The following is a 17903-nucleotide window of genomic DNA, read 5'->3' on the forward strand; positions in this document are numbered from 1 at the left end:
AATGAATACGTCGCAAAGACGGGCCAATTTGCACAAATCCTGCGCAGTGGCTAGTTAACATCGATCCAGCTTAGCAGCCCGGCCAACACCTGGCCTGAAGGCGGCATGAGAGGGATCTTATGATAGTCGCGAAACCGACATGGACCGGTGATATCAAGGCGCTGTTCAGCGCCCCCTACTGGATACCCGCCCCCCAGCGCGCCGCCGTCGCCGCCACCTGGGTCGGCTGCATGAACGCCTACGATGTGTTCCTGGAAGACCCGGCCTCGGTCAAGACCTGGTCGCAAACCATCTACCAGCACCTGGCCTCCCGCAACATGCCGCTGACCACCGATCAGCAGCAGTTCTGGCCGCTCGATGCCCTGGAAACCTTCCGCCTGTGGGTCAACCAGGGCTGGCGGCTGGACAGCATTTCGCCGTTCGACCCGGCCGAACGCATCCCGCCACCGGCGCTGCCACACCCGGTCAAGCGTGTGCGCCAGGACATCCGCTCCCTGAGCCCCGAAGCACTGAACCTGTACCGCGCCAAGCTGGATGACGTAATGCACATCGGCGACCCCGACAGCGGCTCGCCCTGGCAGCGCTATGCCTACATCCACACCAACTGGTGCCTGCATTACCAGGAAGCCTTTGCCTTGTGGCACCGCGCTTACCTGCTGTACCTGGAAGCGTTGATCGACTGCGCGATTCCCTACTGGGACTGGATGGCCGCAGACGCCAGTATCGACGGCAGCCCCCAGGCCGGCTTGCCTCAGGCGTTCCTCGATGAAACCTACGTGCACCCGCACACCGGTGAGGTGCGGCATAACCCGTTGCGGTATGCGGCGGCCAAGGATGGTTGCTCCAAGGTCTGCGCCACCGCGCCGGTCGAGGGCGTCGACTGCCGGTATGTGCAGCGCAACCCGCTGTTCTACACCCAGGGCGAGGCCTTCCGATTCGAGCGCACCCAGTTGTATGGCATGAGCCGGATCTTCCAGCAGCAGGTGGTCGATGCGCTGGCGTTCACCACCTTCAGCCAGCCCCAGGGTGTACCGGGCTACCCCTGGGCCAACATCACCAGTTTCGACCCACCGCAACCGAACAATCTGTACCCCAACCGCGCATTGAATTTCGACGGGCTCTACGAGCAGCCCCACGACAACTATCACGGCTGGATCGGCGGCGACATGGCCGACAACGCCTACACCGCGTTCGACCCGGTGTTCTGTTCCTATCACGCCAATATCGATCGCATGCTGGAGGTCTGGATCCGTGCCAACCCGGCGGCGCAGTACACCACCCAATGCCTGTTGCAACCGTTCGCCGGGCAGCAGGCCGATGACGTGACCTTCACCAGCGCCGATGCCTGGCGCTACACCACCCTCGGCGACATGGCCCAGGACAGCCGGCACATCGGCTACGACTACGGCACGCCCGTCGCCCCACAGTTCGGCGCGGCCAAGGCTGCGTGCTGCCATCAACCGCAGGCCGCAGGCACAGGTCCCTGGGTGGTGTTCGACCATGTGCGCTGCACCCATGACACCTACCTGATCGACGTCTTCCTCAACCAACCCGACGCCACGGCGCAGCACGCCCGCGCCGACAACCCGCATTACGTCGGGCGTTTCAGCCGCATCGGCATGGGGTTGGTAGACGACAAGGGCCGCTGCATCACCCAGGGCGTGTCGCGGGCGCTGAATGCTGCGCGCAATGCCCAGGTACTGAAGCTCAAACCGAGCGACGCAGCGCAGTTATCGCTGGTCGTGACCCACTCCGATAGTGGCCAGGTGTTGACGGCCGATGCATACGCGCCGCTGCCTGGCTTTATCGCCGAACTGGTGTGGGACGACCCACGCCAAACCTCTGCCGGCCCCGCTCCGGACGCCGGTTGCTGCTCCACCAACACCCCTGCTGGAGAACCGACATGAGCACACCCTTCACCCAATTCACCTCGCCTGCCGAACAAGCGCCCAAGGACTACAACAAGCTCGGCCTGGAGGACCAATTGCCGACCTTCGAGACCGACTGGAACAACAACGTCACCGGCTGGACCCAGATGTCGATCATCGGCAACCCCTGGTCCAACCTCAACGATGCACCGCGCTCGGGCTATTACAACCCGCTGGAGAGCGGCTACGGCACGCTGACGCCGAAGACCATCACCTGGCAGCCCTTTCCCAATCGCCTCTGGACGTTCTTCTACAACAACGGCGCCGCCGTGGTCCCGCAACTGGGCGGCAAGGCCATGACCCTGGACCAGGTGATGCAACTGACCGACCACGGCCAGATCACCCTCAATAACACCCTGTATTCGCTGTACCCGGACCCGCAGGCGACCCAACTGCAGATCCCCAGCGTGCTGTGCAAATCCATCAACTGGAACGGCCCCTACGCCGACTTTTCGCCCTCTGGCCCACGGGGCTGGCTGGATGAATACTGCGAGTGGTCGATCACCCGCGACCCCGACGGCAACATGCGCAGCATCATGTTCACCAGCGAGAACCCGGCGTACTTCCTGACCATGTGGAACATCGACCCGGGTGCCGTGCTGGGCCTGTACCAGGCGTATGTCGACCCGCAGGTGAAACTCGAAGACCTGTACCTGCGCTACACCGCCGACGGCCCGACCGGCAAGGCCGGCGAGCCGGTACTCGACCCCACCACCGGCCAGCCCGCCTACGACACCGTGAACAAATGGAACAGCGGCACCGTGCGCATACCGGGCGTGTCGGGTGGCGCGATGCACCTGACCTCCGGCCCCAACACCCTGAGTGCCGAGATCTACCTGGCGGCGGCCGCCACCATCCTGCGGCCGCTCAGCAGCAGCCAGAACCAGCAGAGCCTGATCTGCTGCGCGCAGTACGGGCAGAACTACCGCAACTCCGACCCGCATATCGGGTTCTCAGCCAACCAGGCGGCGGTCAACAACCTGATCTCGTTGACCAACCCCATCGGCCTGTACCTGCAGCAACCCAAGTCCTTCAGCACCTGGAAAGGCCCGCAAGGCCAGGATGTCAGCAGCTACTGGCGCGTCACCCGTGGCACCGCCGGCACCGGCCCGAACAACTCCGACCAGATCCTCCAGGCGGTCTTCGAGGTGCCGGCCAGTGCAGGGTTCTCGATCAATGACATCACCATCAGCGGCACGCCGATCGACTACGTGTGGGTGATCGCCAACGAACTGAATGTGGCCCTCAGCGTGACCCCGGCACCGCTCACCGCCCAGCCCAAGGAGTGCGCCTGCGTGGCGGCCAACACCACCGATGCGCAGCCCTGGCCGGTGCAGTTGCTGCCGATTGACCTGTTCTACGGCCAATCCCCCAGCGACTTGCCGGCCAGCTTTGCGCCCGGCAGCTCAAGCCAGTTCGTGCTGGTGGTGCAAGGCGCCGACCCGAACACCACGGCGGCGGATGCACGGGTGCAGTTCTCCAACCCGGGCATCACGGCCCAGGTCACGCAGTTCCTGCCGGATGCCTCGGCGATTCCCGGGCAGACCGACGGCGGCGGCACCCAGGGCTACATCATGACCATTACCGTCAGCAGCAACGCGGCGCCGGGGCTGGTCAGCGTGCGTGCGCTCAACCCCAACGAAGCGGCCAACCCGAGTGCCACCGAGCACCCATGGGAAAGCGGCCTGGCCCTGGTGCCCAGCGCCTGAGTTCCACCCGGCCGCCCATGCCTGGCGTGGGTGGCCGCCCCTTAAGTCTTGAGCAAGGAATGCGACCATGAACGGATGGCTTCGCCCGCTGCGCCGGGCACGCTTGCGTATTGTCTGCACAATCACCTGCGCCCTTCTCCCGTGGCTGGCCCCCGCACCGGCCAGTGCCGCCTCGGATGCCCAGAGCTGCGTCAGCCAGTTGGTGTTCGACCCCACCAGCGGCGGCTTCCTGCCGGTGAACAATTTCGGCACCGAGCAGGCTTTTCTCAATTGTTTCGGCTGGCAGTTGTTCATCGCCATGAACTGGCCGGTCAACCCCGGCTGGCCCGCCAACCCGAGCCTGGCCGGTGAGCCGGATACGCAAAGCAGCGCGGCCCAGTTCGGCGTGCCGCCAACCCCAGGCCAACCGATGAGCAAGGCTCCAGTGTGGGCCAGCTACAAGGATGCCAGCGAGATCTTCCTGCCCGGCGCGGCCAAGCCGTCCGGCTGGGGCGTGGAAACCCTGGTGCCGTCCAATTGCACCGCCACCGGCAATCTCAAGGCGTTTGCCACGGGCGCGCGTAAATTCATCACCGCCACCTCGGAAAGCGCGATCAACCGCAAGCACCGCTTCCACCTGTCCAGCGGCACCCAGGTGACCCTGCCCGATTCGATCATGGAAGCCTCCGGCGGTTGGCTAACGGACCAGTCCGGCAACCTGGTGTTTTTCGAGCGCAAGGTGGGCAAGGCCGAGTTCGACTACATCGTCGACAACGGTTTGTACGATGCGGCCAACCAGCTGATCGTGGCGCAGAACAGCGACAACCGGCACCCCGCCGGCCTGTCACTGCCGGCCGGCAAGCTGGTGCGTGAACTGCCGGCCAAGGCGCTGCCGCAGGAAGAACTCGGCGCCCTGGAACTGAAAGCCGCCTGGCGCGTGCTCACCAACAAGCCCGCCCTGTACGGGCGCTACCTGACCACCGTGGCCTGGCTGCAACGCCCGGACACGCTGCAATGCACCCAGGAAGTGATTGGCCTGGTGGGCCTGCATATCATCAACAAGACCCAGACCCAGCCGAATTTCATCTGGACCACCTTCGAGCAGGTCGACAACGTGCCTGACGGTGGTGCCGCGCCGCCCGAGGGCTACAGCTTCAACAACCCGGCATGCACCGGTGATGCCTGCACGCCGAATGTGCCCCGCGTGCAGTGCGACGCCACGCACACGCCGCCCAACTGCACGCCCCTCGACCAGCCGGTGCAGGCCACCCGCGCCAACGCCACGCCCCAGGACATGCAGGCGCTGAACACGGCAGTGCAGCAGACCTTCGCCCAGCAGACCCAGGGCCAGTCGGTATTCCAGTACTACAAACTGGTGAATGTGCTGTGGTCCAAGACGCCCAATGCGCCCAACGACCCAGGCCCAGGGCCGAACGTGCAGGTACCGCTGTCCTATGGGCCGTTTGTCAGCGACCAGAGTGTCGTCGTCGCCAACACCACCATGGAAACCTACGTGCAGACCGACAACTGCAACGACTGCCACCAGTACGCGGCGATTGCCGGAAAATCCGGGCTGGCGTCGGACTTCTCCTTCCTGTTCAGCAATGCCGACTCGGCGAAGAACACGCGGCTGATCAAACGCATCGAGTCGTTCAAGACCCTCAAGGACAACCCGTAACCGGCGCAAAAAAAGGGGCGATCATTGATCGCCCCGAACGGTACATCGAGAGGTCCTTTCCACAGCCTTACAAACTGATCTGCTTGCGCTCCTCATCCGTCAGCCGCGCTCGCGCCTGTTCGCTCAGCGGCCCTGCGCCCAGCACCTGCACCGGGCTGTTGGGGTTGTAGCCGGAGGTTTTCTGCGCCGGCGCAGGCTCTTGCGGCAACGGTTCGTTGCCCAGGCTCAACACTTCCACAGTCATGATCGACGGCCTGCCCTGCTTCGCGGCCGCCTGCTGGCTGCGCGCCGCGTCTTCCGCCGCCTGGGACGCCGCCGCCCCGGCCGCGCTGGCCGAGCTCATGGCGCCGGTGTTGACGCTGGCGGCCACCGGCACCCCGGACGACTTGCCCTGGGTCTGGATGTTCGCCGCGTTCACCACGCGCAAGGCGGCAATGTTGACGTTGCCGGACACACGGATCCCCGCCTCGCCGGCGTCGATGGTGCCCAGCGGCGCGATCAGGTCGATGTCCCCCGCCGGCACTTCCGGGATTGGGTTGAGCGTGGCGATCCCCGCACCGGTACTCGGCACCGACGGCGACAGGCCGACGTTGCCCCAATTGTCATAGACACGCTTGGGCGGCGTGTACACCACGGTGGTCTTGGAACCGCGCCCGGCGTTGATGTCGCCTTCGCTGGTCCAGCCCATGATCGAGCCGCCGAAGGTGGTCATGATGCGGCTCTGACCCAGCAGGATGCTGCCCAAGGAATACAGCTGGATATCCCCCGCGCCCTGGGTGATCACCCCCGCCGTCGACGGTGGCGCCGCGCCTTCGATACCGAAGGTCTGGCTGCCGCCCGGGGTGAGCATCTGGATCGAACCGCCGAAGTTGGTGTGTACGCCCGCGCCACCGAACATCGTGATGTCGCCTTTGTAGGTGATCGGGTTGCCGGCCACGTCCTTGTCCGGGAACAGCGCCGCAATCGCTACGCGGCCACGCAGGTAGCTGCCCTGGCGCACGCTGCCAGCGCTGTTGTACTCACGGCCAGCGGCCTTGAGCTCGGCGAAGTAAACGTCGCGGGCGAACACCCGTTGTTGCTCGGCGGGGAGCGCCGCGTAGTAAGTGCGCGCCTGCTCGGTGCCGCCGACAAAACCAAAGCGCTCGGCGAGCCAGCCGACCAGTTCGTTCTCGTAGGTCTTGGCGACCTTGCCGCTCTGGATCGACTCACCCGGCTGCGCCAGGTTCACAGGGTCCAGGTAGGCCTCGACGAAGCGACGGTAATCCGGGCCGTCGGGGCCGACGCCGGCTTGCATGACAATGCTCGCGCCGGGGCGGTTATCGCCCGAGGCTACGGGGCCAAGGCTGGTGACGCTGACTTTGTCGTCCATCTGGATATTGCGCCCGGCCGTCAGCTCCAACGCGCCCGGCCCGGCGACCTGGAAGTTGCTGTAGAGGATGTCGCGCCCGGCAGACACGATGGAGATATCGGTGGGGCTGTTGTGGACAAACAGGTTGCCCATGGACGTTTCTCTCTGGTAACCGCTGATTCGGTCAAACAGGCTGCCACTGCTGACAATATCCCGGCCTGCCATCATCCACACGGCACCACCGCCCTCGTACCAGGTCTGCCCTTGATGCAGATCGCCGGGGTTGACCCCAAACGAGATGATCCGCCCACTGCTGACACCCACCAGGTCACCGGTCAATGCGTAGAAGCGCGCAGCGGAGGCCGGAGCATAACCGCTGGTCGACGCGCTGGCGGAACCAAACACAAACAGTGGTAGAAGCGGGACGTTGTCGGAACTGCCGTTTGGCGAGAGGTTGCTGGCGACAGGCTTGATGTCGGTACCGAGCCTGCCGACAAATGCCGGTTGCCAAGGCGTGGCCATGATCGCTGGATCAGCTGCCGATTGGCTCACGAACGTGCCGCCGGCATAGATCGAATCATGGGCAAGCAACTGCAACTGGCCGTTCACGCCCGGAGCAAGCAACAACGGGAATTTGTAATCGTTGTCCGTCAAGGAAGAGCTACCCGCCTTGCCGTAGTACAGGCTGCCGCTGGCGGCCGTCGCACGCAAGATCGACGGATAGACCACCGCCAGGTCAGAGGCCAGCCCCGTGGAATTGGGCGACAGGTTGCCGCCGGCGGAAAACAGGTCGATCGCCGTTTGCCCGGTCCACAGCGAGAACCAACTGGTGCCTGGGCCGTGTTCCTGCCCGCGGACAAATGACGAACTGTTGGGCAGCAATACCCGGCCGGGGTCGATCACGCTCTGCAACGCCAGGTCGCCCAGGGTCGCCAGGCTGAACGTCGCATCACCCGGCACCAGCACCATGCCGCCGCGCGTCAGCCCCCGGGTGGCCTGCAACGCGTCGAACGCCCGCACTTCACCCGGGCTGTGGTCGGTATTGGCAATGCCGTACTGCAACTCTATCCGGCCCGAGGCGCCGCCCAGCAGTTGAGCGTTACCGCGCAGGTCCACCAGTGTGCCGTTCAAGCTGCTGCTATCAAGCTGGCTTTCAGGGTTAAGCGCCCCGCCGATATGCACCCGCAGGTCACCACCACCGGTGAGTTGCAGGCTGCCATCACTGGCCACCCGCCCGGTGCTGCCGACCGCCAGCACCAAGCCCTGGCTGCGTGGGTTGGCATTGGCCGCCATGGCATTGCCGGCCAGCGAGCGAAGCATCCCGGCGTCACCGCCTACCCGTACATCCACGTCGCCACCGCCCAAGGTGCCGAAACCGGTAAAGCCCACCAGTTGGTCAGCTGTGGCGGTCGCGGTGTAACTGCCGAAATTGATCCACCAGGCCGTGGGCTGCGCTGCCCCGCCCGTATCGACAGTGCCGCTGCCCTGGCGCCACAACCAGTTGCCGACACTGGCCGAATCGTAGCCGGTATCCAGAGGGTTTGGCCGACCAGGCGCGGAAGCCGTGACGTTGAGGATATTGCCTGTCAGGTTGCCACCCACCTTCACGTTCAGGTTGCCGCCCGCTTGCGGATACCAGGCGCGGTACAGGCTGGTGGGGCTGGCGTTGACGAATTGCTCGAAATAGCTGCCCTCGTCGTTCAGCACGGTCTTGCCCCGGCCGTTGGACTTGGGCTGGTTGTACGGGTCGCCCGCGAAGGTGGCGGCAGACGAGGTGCCGGCGGTGTACACCCCGTACAGCGAGTCCATGCTCAGGTTGCCGGCGCTCAACAACTCCAGATCGCCGGTGCCTGTGCGGATCACACTGAAGCGCGTCGCGGCGGGGCTTGCACCGAACTCCTTGACCGATTGGGAAAGGCAGTAAGCGGGGTTATCCGCACAGAACTGCGTGGTGGTGGTGTTGAATTGCGCCAGGAATGCATCGGTAATCGGCGCGCCTTCCGTCAGGCCGTACTCGGCCAGGTCCGCCACCGCCTGGGCGGTCCAGACAAACGATGGCTTCACCGCGCAGTATTCCGGCGAACCCGCACAGAAATCGGCGATCGGACCGCCGCCCAGCTCATCGAGCAGCGACTGTTCGATCGGGTCACCCACCTTGACGTCCTTGCCCAGGCTCGCCAGCAGCTCGACCCCGGCCGCAGACCACGTTTGCACGACCTGGGACGGCAGCTCCTTGGCGAACATGCCGTAGTGACTGTCCGCCAGGCGCAGGTCACCGGTTGTGGGATGAGGTTGCAACAGCCGACTGTCGGCCGCCTCGGTGTCAGCGCCCGCCACCAGCCGCAGCGACCACGACTGCGAACCCTCGGCCAGCATCGGTGCAATGGCCCAGTTCTGGCCCTGGCGCCCCGCCACTTCGGGACGCAGCTCGACCGATGTCGCATCGTTGAGCAACTTGACGTTGGTACCGGAAGGAATCAGTGCACCCTTGGGCAACAGCAAATCGCGGGCCAGGGTCACCACGTTCTGGGTGGGGCCAGGCGCCTGGAAATTCTGCGGCAGCGGCACGCCCTTGGGCCAGGTCATCGCCTTCAACAAAGTGTTCTGGGTCAACAGACTGCCGGCGTCCAGTTGCGACCCGCTGACCAGGGTCTGCGCCTGGCTCAGCAAGGTACCAGCGGCAAACAGCACGTTGCCCGTGCTGTCGAATACCGCCGCCGCCAGCACGGTGCCGGCTGGCAGCACCAGGTCCTGTCTGAGGGTGGCGCGCACCGGCAAACGGGTGCCTGCGCTCACGCCGATGTCGGCGATCGGCAGGTCGTAGTTGAGCACCACACCCGCCGGGAAGGCCGTGCCGATTGCCAGGCTTACGCCCTGCCCCGGCATTACGATATCGCCACCGGTGAAGTCAACCCCCGGCAACAGCACCCAGCCCTTGTCGTCTACAGTCTCCGGCGGCAGCGCAAAGCCATCGTTGATACTGCCGTAGATGCTCAGGTCGCCCCCCGCGCGCAAGGTCAGGCTGCCGGCCTCGGTCTTTTCATGGGTCGGCGACTTGAGGCTGGCGTAGCGATAGCCGGACAGGTCCAGGTCACCCTGCACCACCAGGTCGCCGTCTGGCGTCTTGCTGACGATTTCCACACCGGGACGCAGGTGGAAGGTGTCGCCGTAGGTGTCGTTATTCAAGCCGGCGAGCTTGTTTTGCAGCAGGTTGTTGTTGAGCAGCGCCGCGTTGATAAAGTCCGCGCTCAGTCTATGTTTGTCGTTCAGATAATCCTGGGTGATTTGCTGGTACGGTTTGCCGCTGGCGGTTGGATCGGTTTTCTCGGGCGCATCGTCATAGGTGGCCATGCCATTGAGGGTGATCGCGCGAGCACCTTGAATGTCCACGCGGCCATGGGCGTCGATGGCGATGTCGTTGATGACGCCGCCGGCCCCGGCCAGGCGCGGTGCGTTGAGCTCCAGGGTGCCGCGATTGCGCCCATCGTTGCCGCGAATGGCTGCGGTGCCGTGGCGCAGGTCGATGCGCGCGCCTTCGGCCAGGGTCAACACGCCGTTACCGGAACTCAGCGCCACCATGGCCCGGTTCGGCGAATCGATGATCTTGCCGTAGCTGTCCACCCGCAACTTGCTGCCGTGGGCATCCAGCACCGCACTGCCCGCGAGGGTCAGGCCGTTCTTGCCGGCCAGGCTGATACTGCCGACGCGTTCGCCGCTGGCGTCCACCAGGCCAGTGACCCGCAGGCTGCCGTTGTCGACCGAGACGTTGATGATGCCCGCCTTGAGCCCCTCGCCGATGGTCAGGTCGCCCTGTTTGAGCTGGAAGCTGCGCGCACCGAACACCTGGCCGGCATTGAGACGCTGGTTGAGGTCGGCAAACTGTTGGTCCAGCGAACCATTGCCGCCCAGGCGTTGTGCCTGGATTTCCACGCTGCCCGCCGTATAAGGCATCAAGGTGCCGCCGGCGTCGTAGTAGCCGGTGCTGCTGCCGAGAACGCGGCCTTGCAGGTCGACAATACCGCCTGCCGCATCAACGGCAACCGCACGCAGTTTGCCGGCCTGGTTATGTTTGGCCGACAGGTCGATGGTCGAACCCGCCGCCTGCAAAACATTGCCGCTGCGGCTGTCGAGCAATACCTCGCCCCCCCAGCCGTATTGAGTGAGGTCGTTGAAGACCACCGAGCGTCCGGCGACGTCGATCAATGCGCCGTCCGTCAGTACCACGTCGCCCCGTGCGCCGAGCTTGACCTTGCCGCTGGGCAATACCACGGCGCTGGCTACTCGCACACTGTCGCCTTGCAGGGACAGCTCGGCGCCCATGCCATTGGCGGTCCCCCGCGCACCGGCGGCGGCGGCGACATCAATGGCGCCGCCGGCAGTGATACGGTTGACCGAACCGGCTTCACCGGTCATCAGTGGTGTGAGGATATTGAGGTTGCCGCCGCTGTACTGGAAGCCCTTGACCGGGTCGTAGCCGGTCAGGTTCCGGTACACCGACAAGCTGCCCTTGTAGTTGGCCGTAATGCGGTCACTGGCATTCAGGTTGACGTTGGCAAAGCCCAGGGCCAGGCGGTCGAAAGTCTTGGTGGTGCTGGGCTGGGCAAAGGCGCCGTAGCCGAACTCGATGCGCTCGGCATTGATATCCAGGCGCCCACTGCCGGTTCCGGCACCGCCGGCAACCACGGCGCCGGGAGGCGCCTCGGCGCCCTGCCAGATCAGGTTGGCGGTGTGGATTGTCGCCACGTCATTGGCATTGCCGGCGCCGTAGATCGCCGGCGTGGACAGCAACAAGTTGTTCAGCAGCGACTTGCCGGTCTGTGCATCATACGTGTCCAGCGTCGTGGTGCCGTAGAAGTTGAATGCCTGGGCCGCCGACAATTGCAGGGTTTCCAGGGCCGGTGCGCCAGACTGGGTATCACCGCGCAGCAAGCGGTTGATCACCTGCTGGTTGAGGGTCAAGCCCGCCGGCAACACGTTGCGTGCGGCGGCATCGGCCAGGGCCTCGACGCTGCCGACGTTGATGTTGCTCAAGGCCAGTGCGAGGTGGCGAGTGCCGTAGCGCACCTGGTCATTCAGCTCCAGGGCCTGGGTGGTCGAGATCACGATACTGCCTTCGGAATACAACGCAGTCTGCCCACTGCAAGGGCTCGCGGTGCAAGCACCGATCCGGATGCCGCCGCCCCTGCCGGCCGTTTCCGGATACGGCAGCACATTGATCAAGCCGTTGGAGACCACGAGCATGTTGGGCGCGCTGCTGTAGACAAAGCCATCGCGTGAATCATAAGACGCCGCGCCCTGGCCGAGGGTATTGATGGAGGCGCCTTGCTCAACCACGATATCGCCATTGCGCGAAACCATCATCACTTCCGGCGCCACCAGATTCGCGCCTGAACGCAGGGTGATGGTCCCGGCCATGCTGGTGGCAAATCCGACGTTGTTGCCACTCTGCCCATACAGCACCATCGACAAACCGCCCACCAGCAAACGCTTGGCACCCATGGCGTTGAGACTTTGCGCATCCACCGTCACACCGTTGAACGCTTCGGTCAAGGGGCTGTTGGCGTCGACAATCTGTATTGCGCCGTTGGGCACCCTGCTGGTGACCGCAACCGTGCCGCCATAGCCACCCGGGGCTGCTTCGAACCGGCCAATGCCCTTGAACGAAAAGGTGTCACTGCCGCCGCCGGCATCCAGGGCCAGCTTGAGCGTTTTGGCGTCCACCGGCATCAGCGCCCGTGGCACACCGAGCTTGGCCGCATCCGCGACGGCGAATTGGGCATAACTCATTTCGTTGTACTGGGAATAACGGCGCAAGGTATCGGCCGACGTGATGATCACTTGGCTGGCCTGGCTGTTACGGATCCCGATGTTGATGATCGACAGCTGCCCGGCGGTGGACCATGAACCGTTGCGCATCGCAATGACACCGGCACCGCTGCCGGCCCCCGCCAGGCCATTGATCTCGACCCGGAAGGCGCCGGGCATCAGGGCATAGGTGGACGGCATCAAGGTATAGGTGCCGGCCGGCAGTCCCGGCACACCGGCGCCGATGGTGATCTGCTGGCCGACCAGAGGTGCTACCGCACCGCCCTCGGCGGCCACGGGCGCATACCCTGGCTGCGCGCCCGGCACGATGGCGTACACCGGGTTGGTGCTCAATCCCGGCAGCACAAACCCGCCGTTGGCGCCGAACTGCACCAGTGGGTTATAGCGTGCATCCGTAGAGCCCCCCCGACCGGAAATAAACCCGGCCCCCAGCAGCTCACCGCCGCCGGACAAATCCAGGGTAGCGTCGGGCAGTACCGCCACCGACTTGCCGCCCAGGATCACGCCGACGGTCAGGTCGCCGTTGCCATTGCGCACGCCGCCCTGGCCGATGAAGTTCACGGTCTTGCCGTTGTAACGGTAGACCTGGCCGTCCACGGTTCCGCCGTACGGCAGCACCAGCCCCTTGCCGCTCACGGACGTCAGGCTGCCGGGCAGCAGTTCGACACGGGTGCTGCCCTGGTTGCCGATTTCGATCAGACCCAACGGGGCCTGCAACACGCCGCCCTGCTTGATGGTCGCTGCGCCCAATTGCAGGCGACCGAAAATCGAATACGGAGCGACCACGCTGGCGTCGCCGTTTTTTTCCAGGGTGAGGGTACGCGCGGGATCGAACAATAAACCGGTGGCCGTGCTGCCGGTGAGGCCCACCAGCACTTGCGCGGCGATTTCGCTGCCGGGGTAGATACGTGAGGCCCGCAAGGTCAGGTCACCGCCAGACTGCAAGACCGTACTGAAGCCATTGGGGGTGACGCCGCCATCGCGTCCGGCGAGAAAACGCAGATCGCCACGGCTGTTGAGATTGACCCGGTCAAAGCCCTGGTTGAGGGCAAACGTGACTTTGTCGCGAATATCCAGCAGATCGCTGTCAACCGTGAACCGGCCCTGCCCCGGAACAGTCGATACCGGGTCACCCAGGTACGGCGTGATGTAACTCTCCATGCCGGTCCGATCTGGCGCGAGCATGCCGCTGAGTACCACATGGGGCGCCGCAAGATGAACCTGGGCGGTCACGGGCGCGTTCTTCGCCAACCCTATGCCTTGTGAGTACACCTCCAGGCTCTGGCCCATGTTCAGCGAAACGTCACCCGCCATGTTCAGCGCGCCATTGACCAACAGGGCCAGGCTATCAAAGCCGCCCGCCGTCACCTGGTCGACGCCAAGCCGGGCATGACCGTAGGTCAACGCATCGGCCGCCGCTTCGGCACTGCCTGGCAGCGCTTGCGCCTGGTACTGCTGGCTCAGAACCAGCTCGCGCACCGGTAACACCCGGTTGGTGGCCAGGCTGCGCAGGTAATACGGTGCCTCCAGCGCCAATGCCAGACGCCCGCCGGCCGCACCGGCACCACCTGCATTAGCCTTGAAGCTGCCATCCAGGTACAGGCCGTTGCTGGACGCAAAAGCGAGGGTGCCACCGTTGCTTGCCACCGTCGTGCGCCCCTGGCCTGGCACATCCAGCAACGCCTGGGTGCCGGAAGCATCCAGGCGCGCGCCCTCACGCACGACCACGAACAGGTTGCTGGTCTTGGCAACCCCGGTGGTGGGGTCAATGTCGCCCCCTACCGTGATCGTCCCGCCGTTGCGCACCTGGCCATAAATGCCGCCGCGATTGTCCACAGCCGTCACGGCACGGCCAGCCACATCGATCAGCGCGTGTTCGCCGATCCAGATCGAACGCCCATGGCCGATCGCCTCGACTTTTTCCGAGTCCGCCGTGGTCAAGCCCTTGAGGCTGACGCTGCCGCCCCACGCGTTGAGCGTACCGTCCAGGGTGAGCTGGCCGATGCTCTGCAGGTTGATCGCCTGGCCGGGATCGACGTTGATCACCGCCCCCTGGCCCACGGTCAGTGCCGTCGTCGCCATCTGCGCGGCCGTCGACAGCGTATGGCCGGCGCTCAGGCTCAAGCTCGCGCCACGGCGCTGGGTCAGCACGCCCTTGGTGGCGTCCTCCTGGTACAGCGGCGGGGTCCAGCGTTCGAGCGCACTTGCCGCATCGCTGCCGGTCGGCGCGCCGGTGGCCTGCTCGCCCACATGGTAGACCGGCATGTTCACATCGACCTGGGTACCGTTCGCGACGATCAGCCCTTCATTACCGGTGATGTCATACGCCGAGAACCCCTTGTTGAAAAAGTCGCCGCCCAACTGCAGGGTGTCGGCATCTACCGCACCTGTGCCGATCAACACCTTGTGCGCCTGCAACGCCAGGGTGCCACCGCCGTTGACGCCATAGCCACGCACCTCGCCGCCCAGGCCGAGGCTGCCGAGGCCGCCGAGCTTCACGTCGCCGCCCTTGCCACCACTGAGCTTGCCGTCTTCGCCAACCGTGGCGCCCGAGGACACATCCACCAGGCTACCGGCGGCGAGGTTGACCACGTTGGTGCTGCGCAGCGACACTTTGCCGCCATTGATATACGCCACACCTTCACGGTTGGCGGGGTCCAGCGCGAGGTTATTCCAGCGTCCGCCGGCCTCCAGCTTGACCCCGGAGGCCACGTCAAGCCGCCCGCTGCCCGCCAGGATCACGTCCCCCACCGCGTTGCCTTTGTCGCGGTCAACCTGGGTGAGAATGTTGCCAGCGTTGATACTGCCGCCATGGGCCGTGAGGTTGGCGTTGATGGCAACACCCGGCCCGAACAGGGTGATGTCGCCGCCATCGGCCACTTTCAGCGCGCCGTTGACGGTGATCTGCTGCTTGGCGCCGACCTTGATCGCCCCCAGCTGGAAGCCATTGAGCTGGTCACTGTCGAGTACCAACTTGCCTTGGCGGTCCGCCGGCAATGCGGCAGTGAGGTCAAGGCCGTCTGCGATTTTCTGCGTGTTGCTGTCGACCAGCACCTGGTCGGTGGTACCACTGAGGGCGTAGCGCAGGGTGCCAGTGGCCTTGTTGTAGATCGGGATGTATTGGCCAATGATCAACTGCGCACGCTGGGCTTTGGCCTTCTGCGACTGCTGGTAACCGTCCAGGTTGATATTCGGCGCCTGGGTCTGGCGATCGCCCTGGAACACATCGCTGATCACCTGGCCTTCGAGCACCGCGCTGCTCGTACCGATGACCAGCTTGCCGGCATCGCGGCCCACGGTGTAACCGTTCTCGTAACGGCGTTGCGTGGCGATCATCGGGTTGTAGTAGTAGTCGGTCTGGCCCCAGCGCGTGCTGGTGTCTTCATAACCTTTGTAGAGCCCCGAATAGAGAATGTCGCCTGGTGCCGTCGACAGTTCGTACAACCGCCCATCGGGCCCCTTGAGCCAGGTCTGACGCACATACCCGGCCTGCACATCCACGGTGCCGCCGGACAGGTTGATCTGCGCACCCTGTTGGGTCACCGCCTCCTTGCCGGTAAAGGTCACGGTGCCGCCCTGGGCCATCCATTCGCCCACCGAATGACCCTGTGTGCCGAGGTAACCGCCGACTTCAAGCAAGCCACCCGCGGTGTACCAGCGGTCTGTCGCATAACCATTGGTGCCTGCCGGTACGAAGACCAGTTCACGCAAGTCGACCCAGACATCATTGTTGATCAGTTGCCCGCCATCGCGGTTGACCGGTGCATCGCGCTGCTCGTTGCCCTGCACGTTGATCTTGATGTTATTGGCGTCCATCGACACCTTGACGCCAATGGCACCGGACACGTCGATCATCGCGCCATCGCGCACCAGGCTGCGACCGGTGGCGCTAACCGCGACTTGGCCGCCGGTGGCCAGGGTGATCGAGCCTTTCTGGAAGTCCACGGTGCCGCCGCTGACGATTTCGATACGCGACTGGTCGGTACGGTCGGCCACCGCGCTGAGGTTGTTGAACTGGCCCGTGATCAGGTTGGCGGCCAGGCCATCGAATTTTTCCAGGCCGGCACCCTTCTGGCTGTTGAGGGCTGTGCTGCCACTGGCGTCCAGCAAGATCGCCGTGGTGCTGCCCTCGCCCAGGGTCACGCTGCCGGTTTGATCGGTTGCCGAGTTCAGCAGATGGATCGTGCCGCGCGTGTCCACCGAGGTACTGGCCAGGGCTACGCCGTTCTGTTGCACCTGATGACCCGTGAGGGTGATGTCGCCCGTAGAGGCCATGATCAGCCCGTTGTTGGTGACCTTGCCGGCCGTGCTGCCGGCCTTGAGGCTGGTGGCGACTTCATTGCCACGGGTGGTGGACCGATCATTGCCGGCAGTCCCGACGCCCTTGCGGATGTAAAAGCTGTCACCGGCTGCCAGCGTGGTCTGGCCTTTGGCGGTGATGATAGTACCGGCGTTTTCCACCTCCGAACCGAGCAGCAACGCATAACCACCGGCGTCAGTGGAGGTCGCAGCCTTATGGGTCTGGATCAACGCACCGCGCTGCACCTGGACCTTGCCTGCCGCATCGGTGAAGGTCGGCTGGGTGCCGTTGGCATCCACATAGATACCACGCTGGGTGAACTGTTCATCGGTGATGTTCGCCGCCGCAGCTACCAGATTGCGCACATTGACCTGGCTGGTACCGCTGAACACCACACCGTTGCGGTTCATGATCATCACCGTGCCGGCGCCCTGGATCTGCCCCTGGATCTCACTGGGGCGCGATTCGGGATCATTGACACGGTTGAGCACGGCCCAATTGGACTGTTGCTGGAAATCCACGGTGGTGTTGCGCCCGACGTTGAAGGTCTCCCAGTTGAGGATCGCCTTGTCGGCGGTTTGCTCGATGGTCACGGTGGTCTTGCCGCCGGACTGGCTCTGGGTCGGGTTCTTGGCGTTGATCCAGCCCTGGGTCAGGCTGTTATCGACCTGCAGGCCGCCCTTGCCCAAGCCATCGGGAATGGTCGAGACCTGGCCCAACGCCGCTTGGCGCCCAGCTGCCTGCGCCGCCTGTTGCGCAGCAATGGCCGCGACACTGGTGTTCAGTGTGCTGATGGAACGCGCCAACTGCTGGTTGACCCGGGCCTGTTCGTTCAGCGACGGAATCCCCGGTACCTGACCTGCGCTGATCCGTGCCGCCGTCGCCGCCTGGGTCGCGCCTTTGTCGGCAAACCAGCTGGAACTGAACGCCGTGGCCGCCTGGGCATTGCCTGCCACCATCAACAAGGCGATGGCGTGGGCCAGTGGCTTCAGGTGCAGGATAGTCTCTTGGGCTTTCAGGTTAACCGGTGATTTGCAGCGGACCATCTGGAGTCTTCCTTCTTTGTCATCACACATTTGTCTGCGCACAGGCAGCAAGACAGGCTCACGTATGAGAAGTAGGCGGTTGTCGAGGC

Annotated in this window: 4 protein-coding genes; 3 read left to right on the plus strand and 1 reads right to left on the minus strand. The window is 64.6% G+C overall.

The window, feature by feature from the left end:
• Positions 1-119 precede the first annotated feature (119 nt).
• The 3 genes from NL123_RS18840 (at position 120) to NL123_RS18850 (ending at position 5294) form a co-directional block, all read left to right on the plus strand.
• Positions 120-1907, plus strand: coding sequence for a tyrosinase family protein (locus NL123_RS18840; RefSeq protein ID WP_494356059.1), 1788 nt, complete (start codon positions 120-122; stop codon positions 1905-1907).
• Complete coding sequence (locus NL123_RS18845) at positions 1904-3637, plus strand: DUF8225 domain-containing protein (RefSeq protein WP_494356060.1); 1734 nt, start codon at positions 1904-1906, stop codon at positions 3635-3637. Before NL123_RS18840 ends, NL123_RS18845 begins: the two co-directional genes overlap by 4 nt.
• A 67-nt stretch (positions 3638-3704) precedes the next feature.
• On the plus strand, positions 3705-5294 hold the full coding sequence (locus NL123_RS18850; protein WP_248487826.1) for a hypothetical protein: 1590 nt from the start codon (positions 3705-3707) through the stop codon (positions 5292-5294).
• Positions 5295-5361: 67 nt separating this feature from the next.
• Here NL123_RS18850 and NL123_RS18855 read toward each other — a convergent pair whose 3' ends face one another.
• The gene (locus NL123_RS18855) at positions 5362-17814 is read right to left on the minus strand and encodes a filamentous hemagglutinin family protein (RefSeq protein ID WP_494356061.1); all 12453 of its coding nucleotides are present in this window, start codon (positions 17812-17814) and stop codon (positions 5362-5364) included.
• Positions 17815-17903: the final 89 nt, after the last annotated feature.

The organism is Pseudomonas sp. FBCC-B1565, assembly GCF_059133265.1.